A 22331-nucleotide genomic window follows, 5' to 3' on the forward strand; every position below is an offset into this window, starting at 1 on the left:
TACCCTTCTTAAAACAACTCCATTATTTTTATCAAATAAAGGTTGAATTGAACTTCACGTGAGTAGTAAATATTACCACCATTTTTATAGAGCTTCCCTCCTGAAATTAAGGCGAGAGGATGATAGTAAAAGTAAGTGTCCCCGTTATAATTTCCTAGGCTGGGAGCTACAACATTTTTAGAGTAATTTTTGGCCAACTCAATGGAATTTTCACCCCCATGATCCGCTACATAATCAATATAAGAAGAACCAAAATTGTATGCTTGGACAGCAGTCCATACATCAACCTTAGCTTTTTTAGCTTGACTTATATTTTGTGACAACAGAGTGACGCCATGTTTAATACTGGTGTGGCTATCCGTAATACTGTTCGTAGTTCCACTGATACTTTCACTTGATTGCATCACATCTATAGCATCTCCCTTAGTTTCAGTATAAATCATAGATAATACTAAGTGCACATTAGCCTCTGAACCATTCTCTGCAAGAGTATTCTGCACTAAATCATGATATTGAAGCACTTTTTTAACATTTTCATGGATGATAACTAGACGGTACCCAATGAAAATAATAATAATTAATGCTATCAAACGTTTTAAAAATTTAAACATATTATTTATTTTGAATATCCTGTATGTTTTTGATTAGTATTGAGTATGTACCATCAGGGTTTTGGATAAATTCAACTGATTCGGCATCTTGGTAGACATTGTTGGGTACAATCAATTCAATACCATTTGAAAGAGATAGCTTCTGATTCTCTAACTTCTTAATTTGACGGGAATGATCAATATCACTTACTTGAACAGGTCCAGGTATTGCGTCTTTCAATTCATCAACAAAAGTCAGCCTGGCTGTTAAATTATCATCAAATAATTGATCTGCTAATTTTTCTGGAGACAATTCTTGCTCTTCTTCTAAATTCTTGTAAATAGCCGATCTCATTTTTGATTGGAAAGAAAAATCATCTTTGTTGAAATTTTCAGCAATTTTTTGAGCTGTCTGTTCAACCATTTTGATAGATTTTTTAACAGACTGTTCTGGTTGTACTTGTAATAAATTTTCAGAAAAATAATTAGCAAATGAACCATTGTGTTTGATACGCTTTTCAATTAAATAGTATTGCTTTGATGACTTGTTAACAACCAAAGCTTCATCTGGAGTTTGAGCAGCACTTGGAAGGTTATTCTGTGTTATTGTAATTGGTTGCTCTTGATTTTCAGAAACATGAGCAAATTGTTCCTTTAATGAGATTCGAAGAAAAGCAAAATGTTCCATTCCATCCTTGTCAAATTGAATAAAAACTAAGTCATTCGTTTTTTGATCTTCCGATATGACAAACTCTTCTTTCCAAAGTTGCGCAATTTGACAGGAAGAAACATATAAATCATCTTGTAAATGACTCATAAATACATTATCCTCTCCAAAATAGCCACGCTTAGCTTCATCAGAAAAAACTTTACTTAATTTTTTACGAAAGTAGTCATCAATCCTTGGAGTTAGGGTTAACGGAGTATCTGATAGCACTAACTCTGTGTCGTTAGGAGAAAACTGATGTATAATAATCTGTTTGATATAAAAATCCATCATAACATTAATTCTCATACAAAGGGAAAGCGTCCGTTAATGATTTAATTTCTTGACGAACTTCTGTGAGGACATCTTGATTTTCATGATTTTTGAGTGCCTTAATCATTAATTCAGCGATTCTTCGAGATTCTTCAACTCCCATTCCTCGACTAGTGATTGCTGGAGTACCAATTCGAATACCTGATGTTTTAAATGGTGATAGTCGCTCAAACGGTATAGAGTTCTTGTTAAGGGTGATATTGACTTCTTCAAGAACATTTTGTGCCTTTTTGCCATTCTCAATAACTTTTGTGACGTCTACTAAGAACAAATGATTATCAGTACCATCAGAAATCAAATGAAAGTCATCATCTTCTTTAAAAACTTTAGCCATGGCTTGAGCATTTTTAATAATATCCTCACCGTATATTTTAAAGGAAGGATCTAGGGCTTCTTTCAAAGCTACAGCTTTTGCAGCAATTACATGTTCTAATGGTCCACCTTGGAGTCCTGGAAAGACTGCAGAATTAATTTTTTTAGCAATTGCTTCATCATTGGTTAAAATCAAACCACCTCTAGGTCCACGTAGAGTCTTATGTGTTGTCGTTGTCGTTACATGAGCATAAGGAATAGGACTAGGATGATGACCAGAAGCAACTAAACCTGCAATGTGAGCCATGTCAACCATTAAGTAAGCATCTACTGCGTCTGCTATTTGACGAAACTTTTCAAAATCAATAATGCGAGAATAGGCCGACGCCCCTGCAACAATTAATTTAGGTTGCGTTTCCTGTGCTATTTTCAAAATGTTATCATAGTCTAGCATCTCCGTCTTAGGATCAACAGAGTAAGAAACAAAATGATAAGTTTTTCCTGAGAAGCTAACTGAAGCGCCATGTGTTAAGTGCCCACCTGCTGCTAAGTCCATCCCTAAGACAGTATCTCCTGGCTCGATTAAAGCCATGTAAGCTGCTGCATTAGCCTGACTACCAGAATGTGGTTGAACATTAGCAAACTCAGCATTAAATAACATCTTAGCTCGTTCTATAGCTAAACTTTCAACTACATCAACACAATCTGTTCCTCCATAATAACGATGACTAGGATACCCTTCGGCATATTTATTTGTCAAAACAGAACCTTGTGCTGCCATAACAGCTTTTGAAACAACGTTTTCTGATGCAATTAATTCAATATTATTTTGTTGGCGAATTTCCTCATCATGAATAGCCTGCCAAAGTTCTTGGTCAAATTCTTTAAAATTGTCTTTATCAAAAATCATTTTTTACTCCTTAAGCTCGTTATAACTTTTAAATAATGGTTTCAATCATTATATTTATCACATTTTTACTATTAGTTGCAAGATGATTAAATTAATTTTCAAAAATTAATTCAGGTATCGTAGCCGTTAGTACCTCTTGCGTGATTGCACCCTGCCTTAAAATCTTAACTCTATCACCAGACAAATCAATAATAGTAGAATCCACACCTGTCAATGCTTTATCATCTTCAATACCTAAAACTTGATGATTAAACTGTTTTTGAATTTCTGAGAATACACGACCACTATCACATCCAGAAATATTAGCAGAAGGACCAATCAATGGACCATGGTTAGCTATCATATCAAGGGTTACAGGGTGCTTAGGCATCCGAAATCCTACGCTTGATAACCCAGAATTGATCCAATGCGGAACTTCTTGTGAAGCTTCCAAAATAATGGTTAGCGGTCCTGGTAAAAAAGCATCGTACAATTGCTTCAAATAGGTCGGTTGATTTTTAGAATATTTTAAAATAGTCTCAAAATCACATATATTTAAGTTCATAGCCTTATCACGAGGCCTTTTTTTAAGCTCATAGACGTGGTTCACAGCTTCTTCACTCAAAGCTTTGGCAAAGATTCCGTAGACCGTTTCTGTTGGCATAATAACTGCGCCATGATCCTCTAAAATCTGTCCCAAATCATTCATTATCTAATACCACCATTCTATCTTTACCAAATATATCTTTCAAAACTCTGCAACGATTGTTTGGAAAATATCTTTTCAATAAACTTCGTAAATCATCACCTTGTTTGTAACCTATTTCAAAATATAATTTACCTCTAGGTTGCAAATATTCTCTTGAGTTTTCAATGATTTTACGATAAATAGCTAATCCTTCTTCGTCTGCAAAAAGGGCACTATGAGGCTCTGAAGCTAGCACATTCTTCCCCACCTCGTCTTTGTCATTGTAAGAAATATAGGGAGGATTAGACACAATAATATCAAATTTACCTGAAATGTTACTAAAGACATCTGATTCTATAAAAGTCACTTCCGCATCACAATTATTAGCATTTTCCTTTGCCAAGTCTAATGCAGATACAGAAATGTCACTAGCTAGAACATCCCAAGAGGGGCGTTCTTTTTTTAGAGAAATGGCAATTGCTCCACTACCTGTACCAATATCTAAAACAGAACAATCTTCTACTTTATTCTCTGACAAGATTAGATCAACCAACTCTTCTGTCTCAGGCCTCGGAATTAAAACTCGTTCATCAACAAAGAAAATAAGGTCTCTAAAGTAAGCTTTACCTGTAATATACTGCGGTGATCTATGTTTTTTAAGCTGTTGAAAAATATTTTCCATTAATTGCTGATCAGTATCACTCACACTACTATTTTGATTTAAAAGGTAATCAGTTGTTGACCATTGTTTTAAGTCTTTTAATACATAAATAAAATTTTCGACTTCTTCACCACAAGCCTCTAACAACTGTTCATAATGCTTGATTAATTGCGCATAATTCATTATTTATTTAAGGCTTCTAACTTTTGAGTCTGATCATACATAACAAGTGCATCAATAACTTCATCCATTTTTCCAGATAAAATAGTATCTAATTTTTGAAGTGTCAAACCAATACGATGATCTGTTACACGATTTTGTGGGAAATTATAAGTGCGAATACGTTCTGAACGATCACCAGTACCAACTGTTGATTTACGTTCAGCATCTTGTTCATCTTGAGCAATTTGCGCAAAATGGTCAGCAACACGAGCACGAATGATCTTCATCGCTTTATCACGGTTTTTTTGCTGAGTACGTTCTTCTTGCATTTCAACTTTGATTCCTGTAGGAATGTGTACCATACGAACTGCAGTAGCAACTTTATTGACGTTCTGACCACCAGCACCAGACGCGTGGTAAATATCGACGCGAAGGTCTTTTTGATCAATTTCGTATTCTACTTCTTCAACTTCTGGCATTACCAAAACAGTTGCAGTTGAAGTATGAACACGACCCTGACTCTCTGTCACTGGGACACGTTGAACACGATGAGCTCCTGATTCATATTTAAGCTTAGAATAAACTGACTGACCAGAAACCATGGCAACCACTTCTTTAATACCACCAACACCATTAACGGATGATTCCATAACTTCAAAACGCCATCCTTGAGTTTCAGCATATTTTTGATACATTGTTAAAAGATCACCAGCAAAAAGCGCTGCTTCATCGCCACCAGCAGCACCACGAATTTCTAAAATAATGTTTTTATCATCGTTAGGATCTTTAGGTAATAGAAGGATTTTTAATTTTTCTTCATACTCTTCTTTAGCTGCTTTTGATTCTTTAAGTTCTTCTTTAGCCATTTCTTCCAATTCAGCATCACCAGAAGCATCCTTGATCATTTCTTCAGCATCTGAAATATTTTGAATGACTTGCTTATATTCTCTATAAGCTGTGACAGTTTCTCGAGTATTAGCTTCTTCACGCGATAATTCCATAAATCGCTTTGTATCTGAAACAACATCTGGATCACTAAGTAACTCACCTAACTCTTCATAACGATCTTCAACTGCCTGCAATTGATCATAAATATTCATTTTTCTTTGTATCTCCTTTAAAACCGATTATCTTTTAAATATCTGGATTAAAATAATGTTTTCGACAAACTGGGATATATGTTTCATTACCACCAATTTGTATCTGATCACCTTCATAGACAGGTTTTCCGTTTTCTGTCCTTAAAACCATGGTTGCTTTCTTACTACAGTATTGGCAAATTGTCTTGATTTCATCAATCTTATCGGCCAATAATAGCAAATGTTTTGAACCTTCAAAAAGATTGTTTTGGAAATCATTTTTCAAACCAAAAGCCATGACTGGTACATCTAAGTCATCTACTACTCTAGCTAAATCGTAGACGTTTTTCTTACTCAAAAATTGACATTCATCAATTAAAACACAATAAGGCTTTTGTGGTAAATTCTGAATATAGGAGAAAATGTCCATATCATCTGAAATTGGAACTGCTTCACGACGCATTCCAATACGACTTGAAACGACTCCAAATTCATCTCGAGTGTCCAAGGCGCTTGTCATAATAACCACAGGTTTTCCTTGTTCTTCATAGTTATGAGCAACTTTTAAAATTTCAATGGTTTTACCAGAATTCATTGTCCCATATTTATAATAGAGTTGAGCCAAAGCGGAAAATCCTACTTTCTATAGTATTCTACCTATTTTACCACAAAGGCTGAAGTTTTCCCAGCCATTGAAAACAGTGTGTACTTTTTCACAACATTATGTTACAATGATGCCCAATAACATAAAGGAGTAACATTATGCCATTTGTAAAAATTGACTTGTTTGAGGGACGCTCACAAGAACAAAAAAATGAATTAGCTCGCGAGGTTACTGAAGTAGTATCACGCATTGCAAAAGCACCTAAAGAAAATATCCATGTTTTTATCAACGATATGCCTGAAGGAACCTACTATCCTCAAGGTGAACTTAAGAAAAAATAAGAAATAGTAAAAGAGGTTACCCAGGTAACCTCTTTTGATAGTCTTTGTAAGCATATTTCTTGACAAATTGAAAATATTTGAAAATAAGTGTTGATTTTCAAGTTAGAAAACGGTATCATTAGAATATATTGCTTTGGGGGTGGAAAATTTGCAACTTTCTCATAGTTTAAGACTCATGGGAACGACTATCGATATTCAAATTAATTCTAAAAATGCTCAAAAACAAATACAAGAGGTCATAGAACTCTTGGAGCTCTACAAAAATCGCTTTAGTGCAAATGACTTTAATTCAGAGTTAATGGCTATAAATAACAACGCTGGTATCAAGCCTATTCAAGTACATCCAGACCTCTTTGAATTAATCACAATTGGGAAAGAACACAGCTTAGCTAGGCCTAGTAACCTAAATATTGCTATTGGTCCTTTAGTGCAAACTTGGAGAATTGGATTTTCAGATGCTAAACTACCTAGCCCTAGTGAAATATCAGAAGCTATGATTTTATCTAACCCAACTCATATACTTCTAGATTCAAAAAATCAATCTGTTTTTTTAAATCAGATAGGAATGAAAATTGATTTGGGTGCACTTGCAAAAGGATATATCGCTGACAAAATTATGACCTATCTCAAAAATGAGATGATTGATTCTGCTATCATTAACTTAGGCGGAAACGTTTTAGTTCACGGGGATAATCCTAATCGTTCAGAAGGGTATTGGGTTATCGGCATTCAACATCCGAAAAAGAAACGGGGACAAAATATTGGAGCTGTCAAAATTAAAAACCAATCTGTTGTAACCTCAGGTACTTATGAACGCCGTCTGATTATTGACGATAAGGAATACCATCATATTTTTGATCGACAGACTGGTTATCCGATACAAACAGAGATGGCTAGCATTTCTATTGTTTCTAAACAATCCGTCGACTGTGAAATCTGGACCACAAGGTTGTTTGGCTTATCCATTAAAGAGGCTCTTGATATTTTAAACGCTGTTTCCTACATTGAAGGCATTATCATCACTAAAGATGATCGTATCTATTTATCTGATGGCTTAAAACATCATTTTCAACTATTTTATCATTAAGAAAGAGGATTTCTAATATGAAACTTATTGGCATCGTTGGAACTAACTCAAATAAATCAACAAATCGTCAATTATTACAATACATGCAACAACACTTTGCTGACAAAGCAGAAATTGAACTCATCGAAGTTAAAGACCTTCCGTTATTTAATAAACCTGCTGATAAAAATGTTCCCCAAGTAATTTTGGATATTGCTGCTAAAATTGAAGAAGCTGATGGTGTTATTATTGGTACGCCAGAATATGATCATTCTATACCTTCGGCCTTAATGAGTGTTTTAGCTTGGCTATCATATGGTATTTACCCACTTCTCAACAAACCCGTTATGATTACTGGTGCTTCATATGGAACACTTGGATCATCACGTGCACAATTACAATTACGTCAAATACTTAACGCTCCTGAACTAAAAGCAAGTGTTTTACCTGACGAATTCTTGTTATCACACTCTCTCCAAGCCTTTGATAAAGATGGCAACCTACACGATATCGAAACAAGTCAGAAGCTAGATGCTATCTTTGATGATTTTCGTCTTTTTGTTAAGATTACTGGTAAATTATCAAATGCTCGTGATTTACTTCAAAAAGAAGCAGAAAATTTTGACTGGGAAAGTTTATAAGAGTATAGAAGGGAATAACTAAGATGAAATTTGTAGGTATTGTTGGCTCAAATGCAGAGCAATCATATAATCGTATGTTGCTTGAATTTATTCGCAAGAATTTTAAAACCAAATTTGAATTGGAAGTCCTTGAAATTGATGATATTCCAATGTTTAATCAAGACCAAAATTGGGAAGAAAGTTTCCAACTTCGTCTTCTTAATAATAAGATCACACGAGCTGATGGCGTTATTATTGCCACTCCTGAACATAATCATACTATTACGGCCGCTCTTAAAAGTGTGCTTGAGTGGCTCTCATTTGCTGTGCATCCACTCGAAAATAAACCTGTTATGATTGTCGGAGCTTCATATTATGATCAAGGCACATCACGTGCTCAAATACACCTTCGTAAAATCCTTGATGCTCCTGGCGTTAATGCTTACACACTTCCAGGAAATGAATTCTTATTAGGAAAAGCTAAAGAAGCCTTTGACGATAATGGAAACATTATCAATCCTGGGACTGTTCAATTTTTAGAAACTTGTCTTGATAATTTTATCAAATATGTAGGAGTTGTATCATCATTGAGAAAACCTAAAGCTATTGAATCTGAAGACCTCTACTGTCAGGGACAAATTGATACAACCATTACTGGTATCGACCCAGATGATCCTGATTGGTTAGACAAGGCAGCTGAGAAAGTTAACGCCGTTGAAGGGGATGCTTACGTTAAACTAGACAATGGTTTACTTACTGTTAACCAACTTAATATGTTTTTAAATGCTATGCCATTTGAGCTAACATATGCAGATGATAATAATCAATTTCTATATTACAATAATAATCATCCAGATCCAGATACAATGTTAGGAAAACGTGTTCGTGAACAAGTAGGAAACCGTATGGCTACAGTTCATGGTAGTTTACCACCGGCACGAATGAAAAATGTTGAATGGGTTATCGGTACTCTTCGTAATGGAAATCAAGAATATGTACGTACAGTCGTTCCTGGTACACCTCCAGAAGTTATCAATACTCACAACTATCAAGCTATGTACTACCCAGACGGATCTTATGCTGGTATTAATGAAATTATCTTTAACTTTAAACCGTGGTTAGATTGGTACCTCCAAACTACTGGACAACGTTTGGTCGGTGGAACTACTGCTGCTCCTGGAGCTTCAGCAGTTGACGCTACTTCTAGCGCTTCAACTAGCACAGGGGATGCTCCCGTTGATCAAGCCACAGATGCCACTTCTGGTGCCTCTGAACATTAATCTCCTCGCTTTTGAGGATCTGATATCTTAAAAAGATATCAAGATCCTCCTTTTTAATATTTAATCAAGTTAATAAAATCACATAAAAGGAATATACTATGTCACTTTTTCAAGAAAAAATTGCTTACAATTGCGCTAAAAAGGAAGCGCTTTATAAAGAGAGTTTAGGACGCTACGCCTTGAGATCAATGCTAGCAGGGGCTTATTTGACAATGAGTACTGCTGCCGGTATCGTCGCAGCTGATACTATTGGTAAAATTTCTCCTGCTCTATCAGGTTTTGTATTTGCTTTCATCTTTAGTTTTGGACTTATTTATGTTTTAATATTTAATGGTGAATTGGCGACATCTAATATGCTTTATCTCACTGCAGGAGCCTATAATAAAAATATCTCTTGGAAAAAAGCCATGACAATTTTAATTTATTGTACTTTTTTCAACCTCGTTGGTGCTTGCATATTAGCTTGGTTGTTTAATCAATCGTACTCATTCCAGCATTTAACAAATGATAGCTTTTTAGGGCATGTCGTTGCTAAAAAGTTAGGAAAACCTAGTTCAGGAGCTTTCCTAGAAGGTATTATTGCTAATATGTTTGTGAATTTAGCTATCCTTGCTTACATGTTATTAAAAGAAGAATCGGCAAAAATGACGGTTATTTTATCTGCTATTTTTATGTTTGTTTTTCTATCAAACGAACACTTAATTGCTAATTTTGCATCCTTTATGTTAGCTGCTTTTAGCCATATCGAACATATTAAAGGTTTTACTCTTCTAAACGTTATCCGCCAATGGACACTTGTATTCTTTGGTAACTGGATAGGAGGGGGCGTTTTCATCGGCCTAGCCTATACTTGGTTAAATAAAACAAAAACTTCTCACCATGAATAAAAGAAAAACTGAGTAATAAATTACTCAGTTTTTCTTTTCTATTATCATCTTGAAATCAATAACTAAAAATTAACTTTTTTGATAAATAAAGGAAAGTATCATATTAATTTTTTAGGCAATCCATTCAAAATGATATTTAAAACAACAGCTGTCAGGGTTGAGATAACAATACCATTTGTCAAAAACATTTGTAAAGTATTAGGAAGACTAATGAAGAGATTTGTCCCATTAAAACCTACGCCTGCTGCAATTGATACGGCTGCAATGATAAAGTTATGCTCATTATGCTCAAAATCAACCTGATTAAGCATTTTCATCCCTTGAAGTGCTACCATACCAAATAAAACTAACATAGCACCACCAAGAACTGGACTTGGAATCATTTGAGCCATTGCGCCAAATTTAGGTAACAAGCCAAGTATAACTAAGAAGAGAGCTGTAAAATATATCGGCTTACGCGTACGTATCCCAGATATCTGTACCAATCCCACATTTTGAGAAAAACCGGTATATGGAAAGGTATTAAATAAGCCGCCAAGTAATACTGCCAATCCTTCTGAACGGTAACCATTACGAAGTCTCTTACTGTCTAATTTATCGTTTGTAATATCTGAAAGCGCAAGGTAAACACCTGTTGATTCTACCATAGAAACTGTTGCAATAATACACATCATTAAAATAGAAGTAAATTCAAATCTAGGAGCTCCAAAATAAAATGGCTTCGGAATATGTACAAGTGGTGCTTCTGCTACCACAGAAGCATCAACTAAGCCCATAAATGCTGCAAGAATTGTACCTGAAATGAGTCCAATAAGGATTGAAATTGACTTCAAAAAGCCTTTTGCGAAAATATTAATTAATAAAACAACACCAATCGTTACCAGTGATAAAGTTAAAGATTGTAAGCTTGGTTCTTTTGCATTATCACCCATATTTCCCATCGCAACTGGTATTAATGTCAAACCAATTGTAGTAATAACTGATCCTGTTACAATTGGAGGAAAGAAATTTGCAACTTTAGAAAAAATGCCAGCAACTAAAACGACATATATTCCTGAAGCAATTAAAGCTCCAAACATATAGCCAGAACCTTGTTGTGCACCAATAATTGATAAAGGAGCTACAGACTGAAAGGCACACCCTAATACAACTGGAAGACCCACTCCAAAGTGCTTACTTAATCGTAATTGTAATAAGGTGGCAATCCCACACATAAAAATATCTGTCGCAATAAGATAAGTTAGTTGCTTAGCATTATAACCAAGAGCACTAGCAATCATGATAGGTACAAGAATGGATCCTGCATACATAGCTAACAGGTGTTGCAAGCCTAGAAGTGCTGCTTGCGAATTACTTTGCTCATTAAATTTCATTAAGCATCAGCCTCCGCAAAAACAACTCGACCATTTTCAAACGCTTTAATACGGGCAAGAGAAGTAACTGGAACACCTGTTTTTTCTAACAAATCACGCCCATCTTGGAAAGATTTTTCAATAACGATTCCGATACCAGCAACCTTAGCTCCAGCTTGACCAATAATTTCAAGTAATCCTTTAGCCGCTTGACCGTTTGCTAAAAAGTCATCAATGATGAGTACAGTATCATCGTTAGATAAAAAGCGACTCACAATAGAAACTTGACTCGTAACTTGCTTTGTAAAAGAATACACTTCAGCAGTTAAGATACCTTCAGTCATAGTAATGTTCTTAGCTTTTTTAGCAAATATCATTGGTACGCCCAATGCTTGAGCTGCGTACACTGCTGGCGCAATTCCAGATGCTTCAATTGTAACAACCTTCGTAATGCCGGCTTCTTTATATTTATCAGCAAAAACTTTACCTATTTCCTGCATTAACTCAAAATCTACCTGATGAGTCAAAAAAGAATCAACCTTTAAAATGTTCTCACCTAAAACATCACCATCTTTAAGAATACGTTCTTCCAATAACTTCATAATAACCCCTTCACTCTTTAGAAAATAAAAAAATAACTTACCTCAATCAGAGGACACAAATCTCCTCTAATTTATCGCTTCATTAACATGAACCAACAGGCAAGCTATTTATTAGCTTACTTATTGTTAGACATTACGGTGTCTTGTAGAGACGCTAAGCCAATCCTCAGCATAAATAAGTAAATCATATATTTAATTGTTATGTATGATAGATAACTATTGTAACATTTTTAATTAAGATTTCAAGATTTAATTTAAATGGAATCACCATTCCAAATAGAATTTTTAACAATAACGTAATCAACGTGTCTCAAGCTATCTAATTCTTTTCCTCCTGCGTAAGAAATAGAACTTTGCAAATCTTGTTGCATTTCTGTCAAAGTATCCTCTAGTCGCCCTTTAACAGGTAATAGAATTTTCTTACCTTCAACATTTTTATGTTCTCCCTTTTGATATTCAGAAGCTGAGCCATAGTATTCTTTAAATTTCTGTCCTTCTACTTCCACAAGTTTTCCAGGACTTTCAAGGTGACCAGCAAACAGCGAACCAATCATTACCATACTAGCACCAAAGCGGATAGATTTTGCAATATCCCCATGTGTTCGAATACCACCATCAGCAATAATTGGCTTGCGAGCAGCTTTAGAACACCAACGTAAGGCAGCTAATTGCCAACCTCCAGTACCAAAACCTGTCTTGACTTTAGTAATACAAACTTTACCAGGTCCAATACCAACTTTAGTTGCATCTGCACCTGCATTTTCCAATTCTCTAACAGCTTCAGGCGTTCCTACATTTCCAGCAATAACGAAAGTTCCTGGAAGCTCTTGTTTAATGTGTTGGATCATCTCTATAACACTGTTAGAATGGCCATGTGCAATATCAATAGTGATAAACTCAGGAGCATCTTCTTTCAGACTTGTCACAAAATCATATTCATAGTCTTTGACCCCAACCGAAATCGATGCAATTAAACCTTTATCATGCATACGCTTGATAAAAGGTTTTCTTTCTTCTTCATTAAAACGGTGCATAATATAAAAATAACCTTCACACGCTAATGTTTCAGCTACCTCTTCATCAATAATAGTCTGCATATTAGCAGGGATTACTGGAAGTTTAAAGGTATAGTTTCCAAGTTTGACACTTGTGTCAGCTTGTGAGCGGCTAGATATAATACACTTGTTTGGTATTAATTGAATATCTTCATAATCAAAAACAGGAATATCGTTAAACATAATGGTTCTCCTAATGAGTAAAATGACCTTCCTATAACTTTGTATAACAAAGCATCGCTAGGTAAAAACATACCTTTCCTTTTTAAATTATAGACTTTATTTATTTTTAGTCAATTTTTGCTCAGTTTATTTGAATAATGTTCGTTTTTTTCAAAAGAAATTAAAATTCTATAGAGCAGTACTCTATAGGATTTTACATTTATTATATTGCTTTTCTTTTTCGAAGATAAGTTAATCCTACAATAGCTAAGATAACAACAACGATAACGAATAGAACTGCAAATTGACTACCAATTATAGCTCCATTTTTCGGAATAGCTACTTGTCCGATGGTAAAAATTTGTGAGGCTACTGCGGTTGCAAAAGCTCCCGCAAATTGTTGAAGTGTATTCAAGATACTATTACCATCCGCTGACTGTGTTGGCTTTAGTTTTGTTAAAGCTGTCGTAACCATATTACTTGCTCCAATCCCCATACCAATTTTAGTAAGGATATCAAAGGCTAAAAGTACTACAACAGACTTCGCAGGAATGAATATAGCTGTACCAATTAAACCTATCAAAGAAAAGGAGATACCTATCATAATTGGCTTAAATGCACCAATTTTATCCAGGAGATAACCTGCAAAAGGGGATAAAAAAACTACTGCTATTGCACCTGGAAACATAAACAAACCAGCTTTGGTTGAAGTTTGATGTAAAACAAGTTGCAAAAGGTTAGGTAATAAGAACGAAAGTGCTAGAGGAATCATTTGAAAAGCCAGTACGCCATACAATAAGATTGAGAAATCTTTATCTTTAAAAACATTCAAATTCAAAAATTCTAGCTGTTTATTTAAATAGTAAAAAATAACAAAACTAACAATAGCTACTAATAAGTAAAAAATAGACATCTTTTCAATAGCTAAAAGAAGGGTTGCCAAGCCAATACCTAAACTGACAAAGGCAGGAAAATTGAGTTTATCATTAATTCTTACTTGACGTTTGGGAATAGAAGCCAAACCTATAAAGGTAGATATGATAAGTATTGGTGCCAGAAGCATAAAAATCATCTTCCATCCTAACATTCCTGAAATAACACCACCATAAGTAGGTCCAACTGCCGGTGCTAAAAGTGTGACCATAGCAGCTACTCCCATCATTAGTCCTCTACGCTCCATCGGGATTTGTGTAAGAATGATATGAAACAATAAAGGGAGGGCTAATCCTGTCCCAACACCTTGCAAGACTCTCCCTACTAACAATATAGCTAAATTAGGGGCAAAGCTATCAATTAAAACACCAGATAAAAAAAGCACATTTGCCAATGTAAAAATTTGTCTCTCTGATAAATTTTTAATCATAAATGCTGACAAAGGCACAGTCACAGCAACAGCTAACAAATTTCCTGTTGTCACCCATTGAATAACAGCGGGGTTAACCCCAAATTCTTTCATCAAAAGCGGAAAAGTGACATTCATAGATGTTTCAATAAGAATCCCTGAAAAACCTAATATAGCCGTTGTAATTATGGCAGGCATAATACGCCATCCCTTTTTAGTCATTAAAATCTCCTTGCTTTGATTATTATCATAAAATAGAGCACCCCGCTAAATCAAGGTGCTCCATTTAATTCATTCGAATTAAAATTAAATTGTTTATATTAGTTGTCAAAGGACAATCAACAGCTCTTATTATATCAAATAAAGCTAAGAAAAACAAAGAGTTTTTTGAATATTAATGTCTTCACTTTCTTATCTATTCTCTACCCATCAATCACCACTTCAGAGAACATAACAATTGCAATTTACTCTTAATACCGTTATCATGTTCATATGCTAATACCCAAGAAAATAGTGGCTTTTGCCTCAAATGAATCTGAAAATAATTTCTTTATTACGTTAAAGACTTACTTTAATTATTTATTTTCTATACAAATCATTACAGATATTTCAACTCTCAATCATGCAGATTTTGACGGTAGCTTTGCATTCCATGATATAGAAACTAGCATACCTCATCTGGTAATTGACTCCAACTACTTAGCGATTAGTCAGACTAACTCAAAAATAGAGGCTAACGATATTAAAACGTTCTCGGAACTCTCCAAAACAATGACCGAGTTTCACTATATGCTAAATTTTGACTTATTTAACCATCTCCCATATCGTTTTAGATTGCATAATAAGGACGGTCAAACAATTTATTCGAACCATAAACCTGAAGATCCTTTTGATATTTATCCTGAAGAAGAATATCCTATAGACAAATGGGTTCAAAACAGCCTAATAGAGAAAGAAGCGAAAGAGCTACATTTACTCTTACCTAGCGCATCACAAGATTATATTCTAGTACAATCTTATAAACGCTTAGAAAATGATAGTGGGCAACTAGTTGGTTATATTGAACATGTCCATAATATTAAACCACTATTAGAGGGGTATTTAAAAGAATCCGGTCAAGCTATCGTTGGATGGTCTGATGTCACGTCTGGTGCTTCTATCTCTAACGATGATTTTGAACTATAATCCACTCGTCACTCTAAAAAAGAAAACTAATAACTATAAGGCACTGGTTTAATTCCAGCGCCTTTTATTAATCAATCTCCAGTTGTTGTAAGTTCAATTTTTTCTTTAATTGGTAGACCTCGATTAGCTGTAAAAATCAAAGGAACTACTTCTGTTGTAACTTCGGAAAATTGTAGACCAAACCATCGTATTGGTGTTGCTGTCCAATGCTTTATAGATGATTTCATTAGCATAACAAATCGTTCACCAGGTTTTAGGTTTTGACTACTTGAGAAACGTTCATCAAGGACAATAAACCTAAAATCTCCTACTTTACTATCAGGTCTAACGCTGTATGTCTTTCCTTGTTTAGGCAGACGTCCACTTTCAAGTAATTCTTCTACAATCGTACGAAGATAGCGTGACACAGTCTGACGCATCTTAAAGCCAAGGTAAAGTTCTACCTTCACAATGAAGTCGGTTCCCATCATGTCAACTTTATACTCAGCTGTATAAGGTTCATCAGTGACCTTAATATTTACAAACCAATAAACTTGTGCTTTTTTAGGGCGCTTATCAAGGATAGAATACATGATAGACTTATCAATCATGTCTCCTTCCATACGATTTGTCAAATAAACAACGTTAGTATGATAAATCGGATAACGATGATCATGTCTAAGTTTATCTAATTGTCCGATGTAATCTTTTAAATCCAACAACTTAACATAACGCGAAACAATTTTACTACCTTTATACCAGATAGTCATGATGAATATAATTGCTACTGCTATAATAACAACAACATAGCCTCCATGCATAAATTTAACAGCTGAAGCAAGGAAGAAGATTCCCTCTAAAATACCAAAGAAAATCATCATCAATAAGACTAAACCTCTTTTTACTCCTTTTTGAATTAAAAAGAAAGACAGTAAAATAGTTGTCATTAGCATCGTAATTGTTATCGCTAATCCATATGCCGCTTCCATGTGCGCTGAAGTCTTAAAAAGCAAAACAATAGAGGTTGTAATGGCAAATAAGAACCAATTAATAACAGGTATGTAGGTTTGACCAATATTGTCACCAGGATAAGTTGAACGAAATTGTGGGAATATTTTTAGTCGCATAGCTTCAGAAACTAAGGTAAATGATCCAGAAATCAGTGCCTGTGAAGCGATGATAGCTGCCAAAGTAGCTAAAATAACGACATGCATTGTAAATTGCGAAGGGATACTAGCAAAAAAGGGATTCAATTCATTTCCTGCGTTCTTATTAGCTAAAATCCATGCCCCTTGCCCACAATAAGAAAGTATAATGGCAACCTTAACGAACGGCCATGAAACATGTATATTTCCACGCCCAACATGACCTAAGTCAGAGTATAGTGCTTCTGCCCCCGTTGTCGCCAGGAAAATAGATCCTAAAATAAAAATACCTTTATGATTCTCTGGACTAAATAACAATTTCAAACCGTAGTATGGATTAATTGCTTTGAAAACTTCTGGATGGGCAAAACTATTAAGGAGACCGCTAATACCTAAAAAGGCAAACCATATAAACATAATTGGCCCAAATAATTTCCCAATAACACCCGTTCCAAACCTTTGGATGGCAAAAAGTAACAGTAAAATAAACAAGGTCGCAAAAATAACGTTACTCTGATTCTGGAAAATATGCTGCAAACTAGGAACTACTTTTAATCCCTCAACGGCTGAAGTTACGGTTACAGCTGGCGTCAAAGCTCCATCTGACAACAAGGTTGCACCTCCAATAACAGCCGGCACAATTAACCAAGGTGTCATTTTTCGAACAAGGGTATATAAAGAAAAAATACCACCTTCGTGGTGATTATCCGCCTTTAAAGCTACAAGCACATACTTGATAGTTGTAATAAGTGTCAAGGTCCATATGATTAAAGATATAGAACCTAAGATAAACGATTCTGTGACACTAGAAATACCACCTTGGTTTTCAACCAATGATTGCATCGTATAGAGTGGGCTTGTACCAATATCTCCATAAACAATGCCTAAAGCAATAATAAATCCTGCTTTTGATGCTTTATCAAAAGAAGAATGATTGACATGTTGCATTTCTGCCAACCCTCCGATTAAATAATATTAGTCAAAAAAATGGCTGAACTCATTATAGCAGATTAAGTTAAAAAAACAACACTTATCTATAAAAAGACCAGAAATTATTAAAGCGTTTCCTGGTCTTTACTATTTTAATCACGATAAACAGGTTGAGGCCCATAAGTTTGACTGACTGGCATTATTTCTATGCGGTTAATATTAATGTGTTCTGGTTGGCTAGCAACCCATGACACGGTATTAGCAATATCCTCTGCTTGAATTGCATGCGCACCTTCATAAAGTTTTTCAACTCTTTTATGATCTCCTTTGAAACGTACAGTTGAAAATTCTGTCCCTTCACATAAACCGGGTTCTAGGTTAGTAACTCTGATTTTAGTTCCAGCTAAATCGGCACGCAAGTTGAGAGAAAATTGTTTTACAAAAGCTTTTGATGCGCCATAGACATTAGCTCCTGGATAAGGAATTGTTCCTGCAGTTGATCCCAAATTGATAATTAACCCTCTATTAACTTCTACCATTTTAGGTAAAATGCATCGTGTCAAGTAAATTAATCCTACAATGTTAGTATTAATCATAGTCATCCAATCTCCAAAATCAGCTTCATATGATTTATCCAATCCAAGGGCTAAACCTGCATTATTAACCAACAAATCAATTGATTGCAAATTTTTAGGCAGACTTTCTAAAGCTTTGTCAACCGATTCTCTACTTGTAATATCCATTTGAAGTGGATAAAAGTAACCCTCTGAAAACTTTTCTCCAAGGCATTTTAATTTATCCATTCGACGAGCACAACCAATAACGCTATAACCATCTGAAACTAATTTAGTAACAATAGCAGCACCAAAACCAGCAGATGCCCCCGTCACAAGCGCAACTTTACGTGATATCATAAATACTCCTCCTCTAGTATATAGAAAAACGAGCCAGGAAAAATCCTTCTCGTCTTATAACTTATTTTGATTTCTCATCAATAGCTTGAGCAGCTGTAATGATAGCAAGTTTATAAATATCTTCAGCACTTGATCCACGTGATAAATCATTTACTGGAGCATTCAATCCTTGTAAGATCGGTCCGATTGCTTCAAACATACCCAAACGTTGTGCAATTTTATAGCCAATATTTCCTGATTGAAGGTCTGGGAAAATAAAAACATTTGCTTTTCCAGCAACATCACTATTAGGAGCTTTAATTTCTGCAGTTTCCGGAACAAAAGCTGCATCAAATTGTAATTCTCCATCAACAGCTAATTCGGGAGATAAATCTTTGGCAATTTTAGCTGCTTCTTGAACTTTTTCAGCTTGAGGCGCTTTTGCACTTCCTTTTGTTGAAAAACTAAGCATAGCAATCTTGGGATCAATATCAAATATTTTAGCTGTATCCGCAGTATTTACTGCAATTTCTGCTAGCTCTTGTGCATTAGGATCAATGTTAATAGCACAGTCAGCAAAAATATAACGTTCCTGTGTATTTTCACGGTTCATCAAGAATACACCTGAAGTGCGTGAAATTCCTGGTTTTGTTTTAATAATTTGAAGAGCAGGACGTACAGTATCAGCTGTTGAATGAATGGCCCCTGATACCATACCATCTGCCAAACCAAGTTTTACTAACATAACCCCAAAATAGTTAACATCCTTCAAAAGACGATCTGCATCTTCCATAGTAGCTTTGCCTTTACGAATCTCAACAAAAGCTTCCTTCATCTCTTCAAATTTTTCGTATTGTTCAGGGTCAATAACGCTATAATCTTGATCAACAAAACCAAGTCTTGCCAAAGAATCGTGAACTTCGTCAGCCTTACCTAAAATAACAGGATCAACAAGACCTTCAAATTTCAAACGAGCTGCTGCACGTAATACACGTTCATCGCTTCCCTCAGGGAAAACAATCTTAACATAATCACTTGCAACTTTTTCTCTTAAACCACCAAATAAGGAACGCATATATATAAAACCTTCTATTTCTAAATTAATGTAATTCCATGATAACGCTGTCAAAGTCATCTGTCAAGTCTAGCGTCTGTTTATTTATTTTTCCCATAAAAGGGTCGTAAAAAGACAAAGAATGACAATGCAATGCTTGCCTGTTTATTCCTAGATCCATACGTCCTCCGTACAAATCATCTCCCAAAAGAGGAAAGCCGATATGAGCAAAGTGAACTCTAATTTGATGAGTACGCCCTGTATGTAATTTGATATCCACTAATCTAACATCACCATAACGAGCAACTACTTGATAACTAGTATGTGCATATTTGCCTGATTCATGGACGCGCCTCGTAATAATACTATCAACATCTCGTGCAATAGGAGCTATAATATCACCACTATCTACTAAATCACCACTCCCTGATACTAATGCATAATACCTTTTTTCAATTGCTTTAGCATGAAGTTGTTTATCTAGACGAGCATGGGCATAACCATGCTTGGCGAATAACATTAATCCACTTGTATCTCGATCCAACCGGGTCACAATATGGACCTGCTGATTGGCATAGTTATTAGACACATAATAGTGTTTTATAAAATTAGCAATTGTATTTGAATGAATAGAGCTAGGAATACTAGCGAAACCAAAAGGTTTATTTAAAATCAAAAAATGATCATCCTCATAAACAATATCTAAATCGTGAGGCACTGGTTCCAAAGTTTCGTGAGAAGGCTCGTCAGGAATATCTATTGTAACAACATCGCCAATCTCTAATAAGAAAATAGCGTTCTGCTCTTCACCATTAACAAAAATCTTACCACCTCTGTACTTAATCTTTGCTAATAACCCCCTTGAAACATCATGACTTTTCAAAAGTGTTTTAACTTTGCACCTTTCTTCTGCTATGTATTCAAATTTCAATGTTCAGGTTCTCCGATAAAAGCATCGTTAACACGTTCCCAAAAGCTAGTGTGACTTGGAGTTGAAACAAAGTTAATACTTTTTTCGTCAATACTATATTCTATTTTGGTAACATTTTTGTAATGGACTGTTTTGTTATCTATAGAAATTGTATAGACACCAACTCGTTTAGGAACTATCTCTATAGCATCTTTTTTGGGGATGATAACCGATGACCCCAAGGTACGATAGACGCGATTATTAAGACTAGAAATTTCTGTTAGTTGCAAGGCTTCTATCGTTGGGTGGAGTACTGCCCCCCCTAGTGATTTATTGTAAGCAGTACTACCGGTTGGTGTAGAAACTAAAATGCCATCTCCCCTAAACCTTTCAAATACCACTTGATTAATAACAACATCCGCTACCATTGTTTTTTCAATACGCTTAATAGTAGACTCATTTAAAGCACGCGCACGAATAATTCGACCATCTTCAAGGGTAATAGTTACTTTCAAAATGGGATAGGAGATTTGTTCACCTTTATCATTTTTCAAATTATTAATTAATGTGTCAACTTCAAAATCTCGATAGTCTGTATAAAACCCTAAATGTCCTGTATGAACACCGACAAACCTTACTTTATCCAGTTGTTTTTCGTACATATGGAAGGCTGACAAAAGCATACCATCTCCACCAATAGAAATGACAATATCAGGATCCTTTTTTGATAAATAAAAATCAGGATCATGTTTAAAAGCAGCAAAGAGCTTTGAGGCTACACGCTTGCTTTGATATTTTCCGTTAGCAATTATAGCAACACGTGTTGCTCTATCTGTAAAATTCATCTGTGTCATCACTATTTCCTACACCATCGCTCAATTTTCGATTTAAAGGATCAAATAAAAGCTGTGCTTCACGAATATCTTCGCGAATCTTACGCATTTCTTTATCCAATTCTAAAGCGATTTTTGCTGTTTTCTCCAGTCTTTGTTTAATTTCTTCAGGGAAGTCCCCCTGATATTTGTAATTTAATGAATGTTCGATGGTTGCCCAAAAATTCATAGCCAGAGTTCTAATTTGTATTTCTGCTAAAACTTTCTTTTGTCCATCTATTGTGTCTACAGGATACTCTACAACGACATGATATGAACGGTATCCACTAGATTTCATATGGGTAATATAATCTCGCTCCTGAACCACTGTCATGTCATGACGTTTTCTCAATAAAGCAAGGACTTCATCAACGTCATCTACAAATTGTACCATGATACGAAGCCCTGCAATATCTTGCAAGTCCTGAGCAAGATTTTCTTCTGAAATACCACGTAAAACCATCTTTTCTTGAATACTTTCAACCGACTTTACGCGTCCAGTAACAAATTCTATTGGAGAGTGACGATTTTGCTTTCTAAATTGTTTACGAATACCACGAAGCTTTATTTTTAATTCACCAACCGTTTGAATATAAGGGTCTAGAAATGTTTCCCAATCCATTGACATTCTA

23 protein-coding genes and 1 riboswitch are annotated in these 22331 nt (G+C 35.1%); of the genes, 6 read left to right on the plus strand and 17 right to left on the minus strand.

The genetic code is table 11. The features are described 5' to 3' along the window. Window positions 1-8: 8 nt before the first annotated feature. The 7 genes from QOR44_RS05360 to QOR44_RS05390 form a co-directional block, all read right to left on the minus strand. Complete coding sequence (locus QOR44_RS05360) at window positions 9-611, minus strand: lysozyme family protein (RefSeq protein WP_000472259.1); 603 nt, start codon at window positions 609-611, stop codon at window positions 9-11. A gap of 1 nt (window position 612) precedes the next feature. Next, window positions 613-1590, minus strand: a complete 978-nt coding sequence (locus QOR44_RS05365) for a nucleoid-associated protein (RefSeq protein WP_000968657.1) — start codon at window positions 1588-1590, stop codon at window positions 613-615. A gap of 4 nt (window positions 1591-1594) precedes the next feature. Continuing rightward, window positions 1595-2851, minus strand: coding sequence for a serine hydroxymethyltransferase (glyA, locus tag QOR44_RS05370; RefSeq protein ID WP_000575539.1), 1257 nt, complete (start codon window positions 2849-2851; stop codon window positions 1595-1597). A gap of 91 nt (window positions 2852-2942) precedes the next feature. Continuing rightward, window positions 2943-3539: an L-threonylcarbamoyladenylate synthase gene (locus QOR44_RS05375; protein WP_000998736.1), complete on the minus strand. Its 597-nt coding sequence runs from the start codon at window positions 3537-3539 to the stop codon at window positions 2943-2945. Further along, entirely contained in the window at window positions 3532-4362 is an 831-nt protein-coding gene (gene prmC, locus QOR44_RS05380) for a peptide chain release factor N(5)-glutamine methyltransferase (protein ID WP_001104942.1), read from the minus strand. The genes QOR44_RS05375 and prmC overlap by 8 nt, the downstream gene beginning before the upstream one ends. Next, on the minus strand, window positions 4362-5441 hold the full coding sequence (gene prfA / locus QOR44_RS05385) for a peptide chain release factor 1 (protein WP_001028823.1): 1080 nt from the start codon (window positions 5439-5441) through the stop codon (window positions 4362-4364). Before prfA ends, prmC begins: the two co-directional genes overlap by 1 nt. Window positions 5442-5475: 34 nt before the next feature. Then, window positions 5476-6045: a thymidine kinase gene (locus QOR44_RS05390; protein ID WP_000068109.1), complete on the minus strand. Its 570-nt coding sequence runs from the start codon at window positions 6043-6045 to the stop codon at window positions 5476-5478. A 137-nt stretch (window positions 6046-6182) separates the two neighbouring features. Here QOR44_RS05390 and QOR44_RS05395 point away from each other — a divergent pair, with 137 nt between their 5' ends. The 5 genes from QOR44_RS05395 (at window position 6183) to QOR44_RS05415 (ending at window position 10218) form a co-directional block, all read left to right on the plus strand. After that, the gene (locus QOR44_RS05395) at window positions 6183-6365 is read left to right on the plus strand and encodes a 4-oxalocrotonate tautomerase (RefSeq protein WP_001117229.1); all 183 of its coding nucleotides are present in this window, start codon (window positions 6183-6185) and stop codon (window positions 6363-6365) included. Between the two features lie 148 nt (window positions 6366-6513). Next, window positions 6514-7452 (plus strand): FAD:protein FMN transferase, encoded by a 939-nt coding sequence (locus tag QOR44_RS05400; RefSeq protein ID WP_001883325.1) that lies wholly within the window; start codon window positions 6514-6516, stop codon window positions 7450-7452. Window positions 7453-7469: 17 nt separating this feature from the next. Further along, window positions 7470-8072 carry an NADPH-dependent FMN reductase gene (locus tag QOR44_RS05405; RefSeq protein ID WP_000766628.1) on the plus strand — a complete coding sequence of 201 codons (603 nt, stop codon included), beginning with the start codon at window positions 7470-7472 and terminating at the stop codon, window positions 8070-8072. A gap of 23 nt (window positions 8073-8095) precedes the next feature. Beyond that, complete coding sequence (locus tag QOR44_RS05410; protein ID WP_000673640.1) at window positions 8096-9331, plus strand: NAD(P)H-dependent oxidoreductase; 1236 nt, start codon at window positions 8096-8098, stop codon at window positions 9329-9331. Window positions 9332-9429: 98 nt separating this feature from the next. Further along, window positions 9430-10218 carry a formate/nitrite transporter family protein gene (locus QOR44_RS05415; protein WP_000051853.1) on the plus strand — a complete coding sequence of 263 codons (789 nt, stop codon included), beginning with the start codon at window positions 9430-9432 and terminating at the stop codon, window positions 10216-10218. A 98-nt stretch (window positions 10219-10316) separates the two neighbouring features. Here QOR44_RS05415 and QOR44_RS05420 read toward each other — a convergent pair whose 3' ends face one another. The 4 genes from QOR44_RS05420 to QOR44_RS05435 form a co-directional block, all read right to left on the minus strand. Then, on the minus strand, window positions 10317-11591 hold the full coding sequence (locus QOR44_RS05420; protein WP_000671148.1) for a nucleobase:cation symporter-2 family protein: 1275 nt from the start codon (window positions 11589-11591) through the stop codon (window positions 10317-10319). Then, window positions 11591-12172, minus strand: coding sequence for a xanthine phosphoribosyltransferase (locus QOR44_RS05425; protein WP_000770389.1), 582 nt, complete (start codon window positions 12170-12172; stop codon window positions 11591-11593). The genes QOR44_RS05420 and QOR44_RS05425 overlap by 1 nt, the downstream gene beginning before the upstream one ends. Before the next feature lie 103 nt (window positions 12173-12275). After that, a riboswitch (purine riboswitch) is annotated at window positions 12276-12371 on the minus strand. Window positions 12372-12426: 55 nt separating this feature from the next. Then, on the minus strand, window positions 12427-13410 hold the full coding sequence (gene guaC / locus QOR44_RS05430) for a GMP reductase (protein ID WP_000481329.1): 984 nt from the start codon (window positions 13408-13410) through the stop codon (window positions 12427-12429). A 202-nt stretch (window positions 13411-13612) separates the two neighbouring features. Further along, window positions 13613-14953: an MFS transporter gene (locus QOR44_RS05435; protein ID WP_000162145.1), complete on the minus strand. Its 1341-nt coding sequence runs from the start codon at window positions 14951-14953 to the stop codon at window positions 13613-13615. A gap of 291 nt (window positions 14954-15244) precedes the next feature. Between QOR44_RS05435 and QOR44_RS05440 the strand changes: the two genes are divergently transcribed. Continuing rightward, window positions 15245-15916: a hypothetical protein gene (locus QOR44_RS05440; RefSeq protein WP_000853097.1), complete on the plus strand. Its 672-nt coding sequence runs from the start codon at window positions 15245-15247 to the stop codon at window positions 15914-15916. A 71-nt stretch (window positions 15917-15987) separates the two neighbouring features. Here the strand turns inward: QOR44_RS05440 and QOR44_RS05445 are convergent, their stop codons facing one another. The 6 genes from QOR44_RS05445 to yjbM form a co-directional block, all read right to left on the minus strand. Next, window positions 15988-17988: a KUP/HAK/KT family potassium transporter gene (locus QOR44_RS05445; protein ID WP_001164948.1), complete on the minus strand. Its 2001-nt coding sequence runs from the start codon at window positions 17986-17988 to the stop codon at window positions 15988-15990. A gap of 134 nt (window positions 17989-18122) precedes the next feature. Beyond that, complete coding sequence (locus QOR44_RS05450) at window positions 18123-18884, minus strand: SDR family NAD(P)-dependent oxidoreductase (RefSeq protein ID WP_000625602.1); 762 nt, start codon at window positions 18882-18884, stop codon at window positions 18123-18125. Window positions 18885-18945: 61 nt separating this feature from the next. Further along, window positions 18946-19938, minus strand: a complete 993-nt coding sequence (gene pta, locus QOR44_RS05455; RefSeq protein WP_001257096.1) for a phosphate acetyltransferase — start codon at window positions 19936-19938, stop codon at window positions 18946-18948. 25 nt (window positions 19939-19963) lie between these two features. Beyond that, the gene (locus QOR44_RS05460; protein ID WP_000667470.1) at window positions 19964-20848 is read right to left on the minus strand and encodes an RluA family pseudouridine synthase; all 885 of its coding nucleotides are present in this window, start codon (window positions 20846-20848) and stop codon (window positions 19964-19966) included. Next, window positions 20845-21681, minus strand: a complete 837-nt coding sequence (locus QOR44_RS05465; RefSeq protein ID WP_000192908.1) for an NAD kinase — start codon at window positions 21679-21681, stop codon at window positions 20845-20847. Before QOR44_RS05465 ends, QOR44_RS05460 begins: the two co-directional genes overlap by 4 nt. After that, window positions 21656-22327, minus strand: a complete 672-nt coding sequence (gene yjbM, locus QOR44_RS05470; protein WP_000061345.1) for a GTP diphosphokinase — start codon at window positions 22325-22327, stop codon at window positions 21656-21658. Before yjbM ends, QOR44_RS05465 begins: the two co-directional genes overlap by 26 nt. Between the last annotated feature and the right edge of the window lie 4 nt (window positions 22328-22331).

The sequence above is a fragment of the Streptococcus agalactiae genome (genome assembly GCF_949788565.1).
GTDB lineage: Bacteria > Bacillota > Bacilli > Lactobacillales > Streptococcaceae > Streptococcus > Streptococcus agalactiae.